General features: G+C 47.2%; 5 protein-coding genes, 5 rRNA genes and 1 pseudogene. All 11 read left to right on the top strand.

The window, feature by feature from the left end:
* The first annotated feature begins 47 nt into the window (after positions 1–47).
* The 11 genes and pseudogenes from N1I80_RS21625 (at position 48) to N1I80_RS21575 (ending at position 14,054) form a co-directional block, all read left to right on the top strand.
* Positions 48–2,882: ribosomal RNA gene (locus N1I80_RS21625) — 23S ribosomal RNA — on the top strand.
* Between the two features lie 119 nt (positions 2,883–3,001).
* Positions 3,002–3,117 (top strand): 5S ribosomal RNA (gene rrf, locus N1I80_RS21620).
* Between the two features lie 113 nt (positions 3,118–3,230).
* Positions 3,231–4,471: pseudogene (locus N1I80_RS21615) on the top strand (IS91 family transposase).
* On the top strand, positions 4,446–4,697 hold the full coding sequence (locus tag N1I80_RS21610; protein ID WP_340736278.1) for a hypothetical protein: 252 nt from the start codon (positions 4,446–4,448) through the stop codon (positions 4,695–4,697). The pseudogene N1I80_RS21615 and the gene N1I80_RS21610 overlap by 26 nt, the downstream one beginning before the upstream one ends.
* A gap of 800 nt (positions 4,698–5,497) precedes the next feature.
* On the top strand, positions 5,498–5,869 hold the full coding sequence (locus N1I80_RS21605) for a hypothetical protein (RefSeq protein ID WP_340739860.1): 372 nt from the start codon (positions 5,498–5,500) through the stop codon (positions 5,867–5,869).
* A 601-nt stretch (positions 5,870–6,470) separates the two neighbouring features.
* A 16S ribosomal RNA gene (locus N1I80_RS21600) occupies positions 6,471–8,025 on the top strand.
* 261 nt (positions 8,026–8,286) lie between these two features.
* Positions 8,287–11,218 (top strand): 23S ribosomal RNA (locus N1I80_RS21595).
* Positions 11,219–11,406: 188 nt separating this feature from the next.
* Positions 11,407–11,522, top strand: a 5S ribosomal RNA gene (rrf, locus tag N1I80_RS21590).
* Together the 16S, 23S and 5S rRNA genes form the textbook arrangement of a ribosomal RNA operon.
* A gap of 81 nt (positions 11,523–11,603) precedes the next feature.
* A complete protein-coding gene (locus tag N1I80_RS21585) occupies positions 11,604–13,040 on the top strand; it encodes an aminotransferase class I/II-fold pyridoxal phosphate-dependent enzyme (RefSeq protein WP_340739859.1) in 1,437 nt (478 codons plus the stop codon).
* Position 13,041: 1 nt separating this feature from the next.
* The gene (gene tmk, locus N1I80_RS21580; RefSeq protein ID WP_340739858.1) at positions 13,042–13,674 is read left to right on the top strand and encodes a dTMP kinase; all 633 of its coding nucleotides are present in this window, start codon (positions 13,042–13,044) and stop codon (positions 13,672–13,674) included.
* A 50-nt stretch (positions 13,675–13,724) separates the two neighbouring features.
* On the top strand, positions 13,725–14,054 hold the full coding sequence (locus N1I80_RS21575; RefSeq protein ID WP_203248937.1) for a cyclic-di-AMP receptor: 330 nt from the start codon (positions 13,725–13,727) through the stop codon (positions 14,052–14,054).
* Positions 14,055–14,065 lie beyond the last annotated feature (11 nt).

Here is a 14,065-nt window from a genome sequence, read left to right as displayed (position 1 = left end):
ATGAGCGCGCTGACAACGCAATGCGCAGTGTATTGAAAGCCGTTTAAGGTTAAGTTAGAAAGGGCGCATGGCGGATGCCTTGGCACTAGGAGCCTAAGAAGGACGGCACTAACACCGATATGCTCCGGGGAGCTGTAAGTAAGCTTTGATCCGGAGATTTCCGAATGGGGAAACCCACTACCCATAATGGGGTAGTACGTTTACGTGAATACATAGCGTAAACGAGGCAGACCCGGAGAACTGAAACATCTAAGTATCCGGAGGAAGAGAAAGAAACATCGATTCCCTGAGTAGCGGCGAGCGAAACGGGAAAAGCCCAAACCAGGAAGCTTGCTTCCTGGGGTTGTAGGACACTCTATACGGAGTTACAAAGGAATGGATTAGGCGAAGCGACCTGGAAAGGTCCGCCGTAGCGGGTAAAAGCCCCGTAGTCGAAAGTCCATTCTCTCCAGAGTGTATCCTGAGTACGGCGGAACACGTGAAATTCCGTCGGAATCCGGGAGGACCATCTCCCAAGGCTAAATACTCCCTAGTGACCGATAGTGAACCAGTACCGTGAGGGAAAGGTGAAAAGCACCCCGGAAGGGGAGTGAAATAGATCCTGAAACCATGTGCCTACAAGTTGTCAGAGCCCGTTAATGGGTGATGGCGTGCCTTTTGTAGAATGAACCGGCGAGTTACGATTCCATGCAAGGTTAAGCAGTGAATGCGGAGCCGCAGCGAAAGCGAGTCTGAATAGGGCGAATGAGTATGGGGTCGTAGACCCGAAACCAGGTGATCTACCCATGTCCAGGGTGAAGGTAAGGTAACACTTACTGGAGGCCCGAACCCACGTATGTTGAAAAATGCGGGGATGAGGTGTGGGTAGCGGTGAAATTCCAATCGAACCTGGAGATAGCTGGTTCTCTCCGAAATAGCTTTAGGGCTAGCCTCAAACTTAAGAATCTCGGAGGTAGAGCACTGTTTGGACTAGGGGCCCATCCCGGGTTACCGAATTCAGACAAACTCCGAATGCCGATGATTTATGTTTGGGAGTCAGACTGCGGGTGATAAGATCCGTAGTCGAGAGGGAAACAGCCCAGACCACCAGTTAAGGTCCCCAAGTATTCGTTAAGTGGAAAAGGATGTGGCGTTGCCCAGACAACCAGGATGTTGGCTCAGAAGCAGCCATCATTTAAAGAGTGCGTAAGCGTTCCAAGGGCGTTGAAGCTAGACCGTAAGGACTGGTGGAGCGCTTGGAAGTGAGAATGCCGGTATGAGTAGCGAAAGAAGGGTGAGAATCCCTTCCACCGAATGCCCAAGGTTTCCTGAGGAAGGCTCGTCCGCTCAGGGTTAGTCAGGACCTAAGTCGAGGCCGAAAGGCGTAGACGATGGATAACAGGTTGATATTCCTGTACCACCTCCCCGCCGTTTGAGTAATGGGGGGACGCAGTAGGATAGGGTGAGCGCACTGTTGGTTATGTGCGTCTAAGCAGTGAGGTGTGGAATGAGGCAAATCCCGTTCCTATAACATTGAGCTGTGATGGCGAGGAGATTTATCTCCGGAGTCCCTGATTTCACGCTGCCAAGAAAAGCCTCTAGCGAGGCGGGAGGTGCCTGTACCGCAAACCGACACAGGTAGGCGAGGAGAGAATCCTAAGGTGATCGAGAGAACTCTCGTTAAGGAACTCGGCAAAATGACCCCGTAACTTCGGGAGAAGGGGTGCTCTGGTAGGGTGTTAAAGCCCGAGAGAGCCGCAGTGAATAGGCCCAGGCGACTGTTTAGCAAAAACACAGGTCTCTGCAAAACCGTAAGGTGAAGTATAGGGGCTGACGCCTGCCCGGTGCTGGAAGGTTAAGAGGAGAGGTCAGCGCAAGCGAAGCTTTGAATTGAAGCCCCAGTAAACGGCGGCCGTAACTATAACGGTCCTAAGGTAGCGAAATTCCTTGTCGGGTAAGTTCCGACCCGCACGAAAGGCGTAACGATCTGGGCACTGTCTCAACGAGAGACTCGGTGAAATTATAATACCTGTGAAGATGCAGGTTACCCGCGACAGGACGGAAAGACCCCGTGGAGCTTTACTGTAACCTGATATTGAATTCCGGTGCAGCCTGTACAGGATAGGTAGGAGCCTAAGATTCCGGAGCGCCAGCTTCGGAGGAGGCGTTGGTGGGATACTACCCTGGCTGTATTGGACTTCTAACCCATGCCCCTTATCGGGGCAGGAGACAGTGTCAGGCGGACAGTTTGACTGGGGCGGTCGCCTCCTAAAGAGTAACGGAGGCGCCCAAAGGTTCCCTCAGAATGGTTGGACATCATTCGTAGAGTGCAAAGGCATAAGGGAGCTTGACTGCGAGACCTACAAGTCGAGCAGGGTCGAAAGACGGGCTTAGTGATCCGGTGGTTCCGCATGGAAGGGCCATCGCTCAACGGATAAAAGCTACCCCGGGGATAACAGGCTTATCTCCCCCAAGAGTCCACATCGACGGGGAGGTTTGGCACCTCGATGTCGGCTCATCGCATCCTGGGGCTGTAGTCGGTCCCAAGGGTTGGGCTGTTCGCCCATTAAAGCGGTACGCGAGCTGGGTTCAGAACGTCGTGAGACAGTTCGGTCCCTATCCGTCGCGGGCGCAGGAAATTTGAGAGGAGCTGTCCTTAGTACGAGAGGACCGGGATGGACACACCGCTGGTGTACCAGTTGTCTTGCCAAAGGCATCGCTGGGTAGCTATGTGTGGACGGGATAAATGCTGAAAGCATCTAAGCATGAAGCCCCCTCGAGATGAGATTTCCCATTACGCAAGTAAGTAAGTTCCCTCAAAGAAGATGAGGTTGATAGGTCTGGGGTGGAAGCACGGCGACGTGTGGAGCTGACGGATACTAATCGAACGAGGACTTAACCTTATAGTAAAAAGGGCAGGTTGGCCCTGATTTGTGAACTATGGAAGACTATTTTAGCTGAAATACGCTAAAAAGTCTTAATGTCTGTTTTATTCAGTTTTGAGTGAACAAGCTCAAAATAGTCTGGTGACGAAGGCGAAGAGGTCACACCCGTTCCCATCCCGAACACGGAAGTTAAGCTCTTCAGCGCCGATGGTAGTTGGGGGTTTCCCCCTGCAAGAGTAGGACGTCGCCGGGCGCATGGTCATTACCATTAGGTAATGGCTTTTTTGTTGTCTAGGAAATTATAAAGTTCTCGACTTGTGGATAACTGTTCGATAAACTGTTCGTATAACGATAGGAGGATGGAATATGGGCCGAGATAATGAAGGAGTCATCAAGAAAATATTGAAAGATCATTTCGTGGGATTTTGGTATTTACACGAGCACTTATTTCCGGAATCTTATCGAGAGGATATCAAGGAAACAGTTCTAAAAACAATCAAATGCGGGTCTTCTGATTTGGGGTATGCTAAATATGAATGTTTAGGATGCGAAGGGAACCCAAGGCCTGTATTCGTTTGTTTCACATGTAAAAGTCGTTTTTGTAATAAGTGCGGGAAAAAATATACGGATGATTGGTCCGATAAACAGCAGGAACTGATATTGAATGTTCCACATCGTCATATGGTTTTTACAGTTCCACAGGAACTTAGAAACATCTTTTTTCAAGATCGTAAAAAGTTGAATGAACTGAGTCAACAGGTAGCTCAGGTTTTTCAATTTTATTACCAACGGAAAAGTAAGAAGCGTCAGTTACAAACAGGTATTATTACGGTAATCCATACCTTTGGTAGGGATTTGAAATTCAATCCTCATATACATGCTTTAGTGACAGAAGGTGCAATTGATAATCGGAACGAATGGAGTCCAAGCGAATATATTCCGTATGAATACTTGAGGAAATCTTGGCAGAAAGTACTTCTTGATTTGGTGAAAAAGTGGTTTTCTGATGATCAAAGAGCACAGGATTTAGTAAATGACTTGTACAGTCGTTATCCGAAGGGCTTTTATGTAAATGCGGAAAAGAAAATGCAAAATGCAAAAGGAGCTGCCAAATACATCGGTAGATACTTGGCTAGACCTGCAATTGCTGAATATCGCATAGAAGAATATGACGGTAAGATGGTCACGTATTGGTATGAGGATCACAAAACAGGAAAAAGAGTAGATGTGAAACAGTCTGCGTATAGATTTCTATATAATATTTTACAGCACATCCCACCCAAACACTTTAGAATGGTGGGTCGTTTTGGGTTGTATAGCAGAACGAAACATAAAAAGGCAAAACAAGTTTTGACCCTTTATGCGTTCATGCGCACAAGACAATTATCATTACTGTTGGAGAGGAAACAAAAAAGAAAACGTATCGACAGCGTATGATTGAGGCCTTTAATCGTGATCCTTTCCTGTGCCCACATTGCCATCGTGAGATGGATTTAGTGGAAATCTGGCATGCTGACTATGGATTTTTGTATCATTACATGGAGGGGATGGAGATTATCAAAATACGAGGAGAATCAGCAAATGACAGGAAACAAAGAACGGGATGAATTGAGCAAAGAATTTCTACAATCATTACAGGAAGATGATCCATTTGGTTTAAACGAAGAAATGGAGACAGTATTATTTGAGTGTGTGGATTGTCGTGAAGAAGACGATGTTCCTGATTTTGTTGTACAAGATTTTCAAGTGGAATTAAAGAAGGACGAAGAAGTTGAGATGGAATGTCCTTTTTGTGGTGGAACCATGCGGAGGGCGAAGAAAAGTCCCAAGTGAATTGTTTACACTTGGGACGTGGACAGAGGCGCTTTAGCGCTTTTGTTCTTGTTTAAAATAAAAAACCAAAGGTAGGAGAACAGGGCGTATAATATACGTGAGAACTAGACGAAGAAATACGCAACACACATGGTCATTGCTAATAAGCGATGGCTTTTTTGTTTAATTGTTTTAACAAGGCGTTAGGTGGTTGTAAAATATCTATTATAGACAAGTGTCTAATATAAATAATCCAAAATTACAGGGAGGGTGAGCCGTATGAGAAAAATACTAAAAACTGAATTTAAAATTATTAAAGTGGTGTGGTCCAATGAATCACCATTAACGACTAGTATTGTTATAGAGCGATTGGGTAATGAAAAAGAATAGAAAGCTCCAACAGTCATTTCTTTGATGCTTCGCTTGGTTGAATGAGAATATTTAAAGACGGAGAAGAACGGTAAAGAACGTACATATTACCCGCTGATAATCCAAGAAGACTCCCACCTCAAGACATGTAAAGGGCATAGCTCAATGAATAGGTGGGAGATGAATATCGGTTGGTGTTAGCCAAATTATTGGTGTAAAACGAACGTGTGTACTGTTGTAGTGCCGTGTAGATTGCTTATTGAAAACCGGAAATAGGGGTTGTGGCAAGAAATTCGTTTGTCGCATAAAATTTTTAACGTTCTAATCGCCTCGTCTAGCCAAAAAGCAAAAAAACAGCAGTGCGCCAGGCGAATAGAGTTCAATGTACACAAATTCTGTTTTTCATCGCAGGACTACGGATAGAGCCTAATCAATAACTGGCGGTTACGCTGGTGTTTTTAGGAATCTACCACTTCAAGCGTAAGCTAAGTGGCATTGTTATCGTTTTTGGGATCATGTTCTTTTGTATTACAGCATTCATTGCTGTAGATAATGGTAAAACTTCTAATCTCATAATTCCAAACGATAATGCTGCAGTAGATAAGGAACAAATAGAAATTTTTCTAGGGCGCGCTGAATCAAAGCGTGTCATTGAGGTTGATGTGAAATCAATTGCTAGTGGTGAAGGTGTTAATTTAGGTCAGTATAAGCTTGAAGAAGGGGATATGATTGTCTATAACATAACCTCGGAAGGTAAGGGGAATTTGAATATCTTCTTTATGAAAATAGACGAATATGATCGCGGTGGCGGTTATCTGGGGTGAAGTGGATTCATTGATGATAGGGTAAGTCGGGAAAAAGAATATTCTATTGTAGTGCGAGGTTCGTTAGCGGGTACGTATTATTTGTATGTGGGCAACTATGAAGGAGAAGTGTTTGGTAATACTGAAGGGGGTGTTGAAATAACGGCGCCAGTTGAGTAATAAGAGTATAATCTCATGTATATTTTTAAAGCTTACCAATTGTGGTTTGAGGTTGATGAGCTTTAAAAATGGGGCAGTGTCTATCCTTGAAATGGCCATGCTATGCGTTTATATTAAGCCTTTATAAAAAACTTTATATAAAGTGTTGACATTCTATTCTCCAGGTTGTAATATAGTATGAGTCGCCAGTGAGGCAGACAAAAAACAACATGGACAACAACGGAAATAAGAAATTGAAATTAGTTGTTGACATGTGGAACACAACTTGATATGATATGAAAGTTGCTTACGAAATAACGGCAACAAAGAATATCAACATGAACCTTGAAAACTGAACAGCAAAACGTCAATGAAATACAGCGAGAGTGTTTAACGCACTTGAGCGAAATACATGACATTATTAATTTAATGCCAGCAAGAAATGAGCTATTCATTTTCTTCTATTATGGAGAGTTTGATCCTGGCTCAGGACGAACGCTGGCGGCATGCCTAATACATGCAAGTCGAGCGGACGTTTCAGAGAGCTTGCTCTTTGAAACGTTAGCGGCGGACGGGTGAGTAACACGTGGGCAACCTGCCCTACAGATGGGGATAACTCCGGGAAACCGGGGCTAATACCGAATAATCAGTTGGTTCGCATGAACCAACTCTGAAAGACGGCATCTCGCTGTCACTGTAGGATGGGCCCGCGGCGCATTAGCTAGTTGGTGGAGTAATGGCCTACCAAGGCGACGATGCGTAGCCGACCTGAGAGGGTGATCGGCCACACTGGGACTGAGACACGGCCCAGACTCCTACGGGAGGCAGCAGTAGGGAATCTTCCACAATGGACGAAAGTCTGATGGAGCAATGCCGCGTGAGCGAAGAAGGTTTTCGGATCGTAAAGCTCTGTTGTAAGGGAAGAACACGTATGGGAGTAACTGCCCGTACCTTGACGGTACCTTATTAGAAAGCCACGGCTAACTACGTGCCAGCAGCCGCGGTAATACGTAGGTGGCAAGCGTTGTCCGGAATTATTGGGCGTAAAGCGCGCGCAGGCGGTCCTTTAAGTCTGATGTGAAAGCCCACGGCTCAACCGTGGAGGGTCATTGGAAACTGGGACTTGAGTACAGAAGAGGAAAGCGGAATTCCACGTGTAGCGGTGAAATGCGTAGAGATGTGGAGGAACACCAGTGGCGAAGGCGGCTTTCTGGTCTGTAACTGACGCTGAGGCGCGAAAGCGTGGGGAGCAAACAGGATTAGATACCCTGGTAGTCCACGCCGTAAACGATGAGTGCTAAGTGTTAGGGGGTTTCCGCCCCTTAGTGCTGCAGCTAACGCATTAAGCACTCCGCCTGGGGAGTACGGCCGCAAGGCTGAAACTCAAAGGAATTGACGGGGACCCGCACAAGCGGTGGAGCATGTGGTTTAATTCGAAGCAACGCGAAGAACCTTACCAGGTCTTGACATCCCACTGACCGGTGTAGAGATACGCCTTTCCCTTCGGGGACAGTGGTGACAGGTGGTGCATGGTTGTCGTCAGCTCGTGTCGTGAGATGTTGGGTTAAGTCCCGCAACGAGCGCAACCCTTGATCTTAGTTGCCAGCATTCAGTTGGGCACTCTAAGGTGACTGCCGGTGACAAACCGGAGGAAGGTGGGGATGACGTCAAATCATCATGCCCCTTATGACCTGGGCTACACACGTGCTACAATGGATGATACAGAGGGTTGCCAACCCGCGAGGGGGAGCCAATCCCATAAAATCATTCCCAGTTCGGATTGGAGGCTGCAACTCGCCTCCATGAAGCCGGAATCGCTAGTAATCGTGGATCAGCATGCCACGGTGAATACGTTCCCGGGTCTTGTACACACCGCCCGTCACACCACGAGAGTTTGTAACACCCGAAGTCGGTGGGGTAACCCTTACGGGAGCCAGCCGCCGAAGGTGGGACAGATGATTGGGGTGAAGTCGTAACAAGGTAGCCGTATCGGAAGGTGCGGCTGGATCACCTCCTTTCTAAGGATATATTTTGAAGGTTTATTAAAGCTTTTAGGTAGTTTTATCACCTGAATAGCTTAGTATAATAAGCTTTTTAAAACTTGTTCATTGAAAACTGGATAAAACGACATTGATAGTAACAAATCAAGAATCAACCAATTCGTAGATAACTTGTTATATTACGAATGCAATACCTTTTTACGACTTCTTCGGATACATCGCTGTTGAAGAGAAGTCACCAATGGAATTCATGAAGCGTTCAGCTGATTGAACCCAAAAGGTTAAGTTAGAAAGGGCGCATGGCGGATGCCTTGGCACTAGGAGCCTAAGAAGGACGGCACTAACACCGATATGCTCCGGGGAGCTGTAAGTAAGCTTTGATCCGGAGATTTCCGAATGGGGAAACCCACTACCCATAATGGGGTAGTACGTTTACGTGAATACATAGCGTAAACGAGGCAGACCCGGAGAACTGAAACATCTAAGTATCCGGAGGAAGAGAAAGAAACATCGATTCCCTGAGTAGCGGCGAGCGAAACGGGAAAAGCCCAAACCAGGAAGCTTGCTTCTTGGGGTTGTAGGACACTCTATACGGAGTTACAAAGGAATGGATTAGGCGAAGCGACCTGGAAAGGTCCGCCGTAGCGGGTAAAAGCCCCGTAGTCGAAAGTCCATTCTCTCCAGAGTGTATCCTGAGTACGGCGGAACACGTGAAATTCCGTCGGAATCCGGGAGGACCATCTCCCAAGGCTAAATACTCCCTAGTGACCGATAGTGAACCAGTACCGTGAGGGAAAGGTGAAAAGCACCCCGGAAGGGGAGTGAAATAGATCCTGAAACCATGTGCCTACAAGTTGTCAGAGCCCGTTAATGGGTGATGGCGTGCCTTTTGTAGAATGAACCGGCGAGTTACGATTCCATGCAAGGTTAAGCAGTGAATGCGGAGCCGCAGCGAAAGCGAGTCTGAATAGGGCGAATGAGTATGGGGTCGTAGACCCGAAACCAGGTGATCTACCCATGTCCAGGGTGAAGGTAAGGTAACACTTACTGGAGGCCCGAACCCACGTATGTTGAAAAATGCGGGGATGAGGTGTGGGTAGCGGTGAAATTCCAATCGAACCTGGAGATAGCTGGTTCTCTCCGAAATAGCTTTAGGGCTAGCCTCAAACTTAAGAATCTCGGAGGTAGAGCACTGTTTGGACTAGGGGCCCATCCCGGGTTACCGAATTCAGACAAACTCCGAATGCCGATGATTTATGTTTGGGAGTCAGACTGCGGGTGATAAGATCCGTAGTCGAGAGGGAAACAGCCCAGACCACCAGTTAAGGTCCCCAAGTATTCGTTAAGTGGAAAAGGATGTGGCGTTGCCCAGACAACCAGGATGTTGGCTCAGAAGCAGCCATCATTTAAAGAGTGCGTAATAGCTCACTGGTCGAGTGGCGCTGCGCCGAAAATGTACCGGGGCTAAACGAATCACCGAAACTGTGGATTGACACCTTTGGTGTCAGTGGTAGGAGAGCGTTCCAAGGGCGTCGAAGCTAGACCGTAAGGACTGGTGGAGCGCTTGGAAGTGAGAATGCCGGTATGAGTAGCGAAAGAAGGGTGAGAATCCCTTCCACCGAATGCCCAAGGTTTCCTGAGGAAGGCTCGTCCGCTCAGGGTTAGTCAGGACCTAAGTCGAGGCCGAAAGGCGTAGACGATGGATAACAGGTTGATATTCCTGTACCACCTCCCCGCCGTTTGAGTAATGGGGGGACGCAGTAGGATAGGGTGAGCGCACTGTTGGTTATGTGCGTCTAAGCAGTGAGGTGTGGAATGAGGCAAATCCCGTTCCTATAACATTGAGCTGTGATGGCGAGGAGATTTATCTCCGGAGTCCCTGATTTCACGCTGCCAAGAAAAGCCTCTAGCGAGGCGGGAGGTGCCTGTACCGCAAACCGACACAGGTAGGCGAGGAGAGAATCCTAAGGTGATCGAGAGAACTCTCGTTAAGGAACTCGGCAAAATGACCCCGTAACTTCGGGAGAAGGGGTGCTCTGGTAGGGTGTTAAAGCCCGAGAGAGCCGCAGTGAATAGGCCCAGGCGACTGTTTAGCAAAAACACAGGTCTCTGCAAAACCGTAAGGTGAAGTATAGGGGCTGACGCCTGCCCGGTGCTGGAAGGTTAAGAGGAGAGGTCAGCGCAAGCGAAGCTTTGAATTGAAGCCCCAGTAAACGGCGGCCGTAACTATAACGGTCCTAAGGTAGCGAAATTCCTTGTCGGGTAAGTTCCGACCCGCACGAAAGGCGTAACGATCTGGGCACTGTCTCAACGAGAGACTCGGTGAAATTATAATACCTGTGAAGATGCAGGTTACCCGCGACAGGACGGAAAGACCCCGTGGAGCTTTACTGTAACCTGATATTGAATTCCGGTGCAGCCTGTACAGGATAGGTAGGAGCCTAAGATTCCGGAGCGCCAGCTTCGGAGGAGGCGTTGGTGGGATACTACCCTGGCTGTATTGGACTTCTAACCCATGCCCCTTATCGGGGCAGGAGACAGTGTCAGGCGGACAGTTTGACTGGGGCGGTCGCCTCCTAAAGAGTAACGGAGGCGCCCAAAGGTTCCCTCAGAATGGTTGGACATCATTCGTAGAGTGCAAAGGCATAAGGGAGCTTGACTGCGAGACCTACAAGTCGAGCAGGGTCGAAAGACGGGCTTAGTGATCCGGTGGTTCCGCATGGAAGGGCCATCGCTCAACGGATAAAAGCTACCCCGGGGATAACAGGCTTATCTCCCCCAAGAGTCCACATCGACGGGGAGGTTTGGCACCTCGATGTCGGCTCATCGCATCCTGGGGCTGTAGTCGGTCCCAAGGGTTGGGCTGTTCGCCCATTAAAGCGGTACGCGAGCTGGGTTCAGAACGTCGTGAGACAGTTCGGTCCCTATCCGTCGCGGGCGCAGGAAATTTGAGAGGAGCTGTCCTTAGTACGAGAGGACCGGGATGGACACACCGCTGGTGTACCAGTTGTCTTGCCAAAGGCATCGCTGGGTAGCTATGTGTGGACGGGATAAATGCTGAAAGCATCTAAGCATGAAGCCCCCTCGAGATGAGATTTCCCATTACGCAAGTAAGTAAGTTCCCTCAAAGAAGATGAGGTTGATAGGTCTGGGGTGGAAGCACGGCGACGTGTGGAGCTGACGGATACTAATCGAACGAGGACTTAACCTTATAGTAAAAAGGGCAGGTTGGCCCTGATTTGTGAACTATGGAAGACTATTTTAGCTGAAATACGCTAAAAAGTCTTAATGTCTCTTTTATTCAGTTTTGAGCGAATAAGTACCGTTCATAAAAAAGTACTTGCAAATCTCAAAAGATTTGATATAATGAGTATTGTCTTTGAGAAAAGGACATGCAGGTCTGGTGACGAAGGCGAAGAGGTCACACCCGTTCCCATCCCGAACACGGAAGTTAAGCTCTTCAGCGCCGATGGTAGTTGGGGGTTTCCCCCTGCAAGAGTAGGACGTCGCCGGGCACACGGTCATTACCACTAGGTAATGGCTTTTTTGTTGTTTTAAAATCTATTATAATAGAAATAAAGGAAGTGTAATTTACGATGGAAAATCCTAAACGTCCGCTTGTTGAGGCGTTAATAAAATTCAATGAAGCAGATCCAGTTTCGTTTCACGTACCAGGGCATAAGGGGGGAATCTTGTCGGGTTTGCCGGCCGAATTACGCTCGATGCTTCGTTATGATTTTACAGAGCTAACGGGGCTTGATGATCTCCACGAGCCGGATGGAGTTATAGAAGAAGCACAACAGAAGCTTTCTTCACTCTACAGGTCGGATCAAAGTTTTTTCCTTGTGAACGGTTCGACGGTTGGCAACTTAGCTATGATCTATGCGACATGTGGTGTAGGTGATACAGTTATTGTTCAGCGCAATGCACATAAATCAGTGTTCCATGGAATTGAACTGACAGGTGCAAAGCCAGTGCTTGTTTCGCCGGGGTGGGACAAGACCGTAAAGATAGCTGGGACGATGACTGCTGTGCAAATTAGGGAGGCATTGGAAGCGTATCCCAATGCAAAGGCAGTTGTCCTGACGTATCCAACTTATTACGGAACGACGGGGACGGATCTAGAAGAGATGATTAGGCTTTGTCATACATATGAAGTCCCGGTTTTGGTTGATGAGGCCCATGGTGCGCATTTCGTTGTAGGTGAGCCGTTTCCTCGCTCGGCATTGGATATGGGGGCAGATGTTGTTGTGCATTCGGCGCATAAAACATTGCCGGCTATGACAATGGCTTCATTTCTGCATGTAAGGTCAAAGCTTGTTTCCTATGAAAGAGTTGCGCATTATTTACACATGCTACAATCGAGTAGTCCGTCGTATATATTAATGGCTACACTTGATGATGCACGAGCTTTTGCGGAGTCTTACAATAAAGAAGATAAAATGTTATTTATGGAGCGCCGATTGGCTTTTATTGAACGGCTAGCAATGATTCCAAGGCTTCAAACAATTGAGGTGGATGATCCGTTAAAGCTGCTCATACGGGTGGAAGGCTATTCGGGGTTTGAATTACAAAAAGAATTGGAAGTAGAAGGTGTTTATGCGGAACTTGCGGATCCCTATCAAGTTCTTTTCGTTTTGCCGCTCTTGAAAATAGGGTCGGACTATCGATTTGAGGAAATAGGAGGGAAGATTGAGTCGGCAGTTGCTCGATTAGATGATCCGGGTAGAATGCCGAATTTAGTTGAAGCACCCCTATTCGTTGAAGAAGTCTCTTGTCTCGCGTATACAGTTGGGCAGCTTGCATGCATGACAACGGAGTGGATTTCATATGAGAAAGCTGTAGGCCGCGTGGTGGCTGCTTCTATAATACCTTATCCGCCTGGTATCCCGCTGTTAATTGGCGGGGAAAAGATAAAGGATAAGCATATCCAATCGCTTAAGAAGTTGCTTCAGATGGGTGCGAAATTTCAAGGATCCATTCGAATAAATGAAGGACAGATAGTTGTCGTAAAAGAAGGGACGGAGGAATAACATGGTACAGAAAGGTATTTTCATAACATTCGAAGGGCCTGAAGGGGCAGGTAAGACGACGGTTATCGCAGAGTTGTATAATCGCTTGAAGGATGAGGGGCGGAATGTTATTCTCACACGTGAACCGGGTGGTATTCGAATTGCGGAGAAAATTCGTGAAATCATTCTTGATAATAACCATCAGGAAATGGATGCGAAGACGGAAGCGCTTCTCTATGCCGCTGCAAGAAGACAGCACCTCGCTGAGAAAGTCATGCCAGCACTATGTGAGGGCTACATCGTGTTATGCGATCGTTTTGTCGATAGTTCACTGGCTTATCAAGGGCATGGTCGAGGTCTGGGAATCGATGAGGTTCTATCGATTAATGAGTTTGCAATTGGTGATATGATGCCAGACCTGACCATTTTCTTCGATATCGACCCGGAAATAGGGCTGGCACGTATTGCAAAGAACGATGAACGTGAACAAAATCGTTTAGATAAAGAGGGTATCAATTTTCATCATAAGGTGTACGAGGGGTACCAAAAGATCATCCGCCGTTATCCAAATCGGATGGTAAAAACCGATGCTTCACTTTCTCAAGTAGAAGTAACGGAAAATGTTTGGAAAATTATATGCACCCAACTCATGTAATGAGCGAATTCATGATATAATAGTGGAAAGCTAAAAAAGGGGAGATTACCGTGAAATTGATTGTGGCAGTTGTACAGGATCAGGATAGTAACCGGTTGTCTGCGGCGTTGACTAAAAATGACTTCCGGGCGACAAAGTTAGCCAGTACAGGGGGATTTCTAAGATCAGGAAATACAACGTTTCTTATTGGTACTGATGATAGCCTTATTCCAAAGGCGCTTGAACTTATCCGAGAAAATTGCCGTTCACGGGATCAAATGGTAGCACCTGTTTCTCCGATGGGTGGTAATGCTGATTCTTACATTCCTTATCCGGTGGAAGTTGAAGTCGGTGGAGCAACGGTATTCGTTCTGCCAATTGAACATTTTCATCATTTTTGATGAGCAGAGGT

Source organism: Sporosarcina sp. FSL K6-3457, assembly GCF_038007285.1.
GTDB lineage: Bacteria > Bacillota > Bacilli > Bacillales_A > Planococcaceae > Sporosarcina.
The sequence above is the reverse complement of the archived record's forward strand: the minus strand, read 5'-3'. Positions and strand labels throughout refer to the sequence as shown.

Excerpts from the sequence above, each read along its gene's own strand:
- N1I80_RS21610 (WP_340736278.1), top strand. The coding sequence starts at position 4,446 with ATGACAGGAAACAAAGAACGGGATGAATTGAGCAAAGAATTTCTACAA.
- N1I80_RS21585 (WP_340739859.1), top strand. The coding sequence starts at position 11,604 with ATGGAAAATCCTAAACGTCCGCTTGTTGAGGCGTTAATAAAATTCAAT.
- tmk (WP_340739858.1), top strand. The coding sequence starts at position 13,042 with ATGGTACAGAAAGGTATTTTCATAACATTCGAAGGGCCTGAAGGGGCA.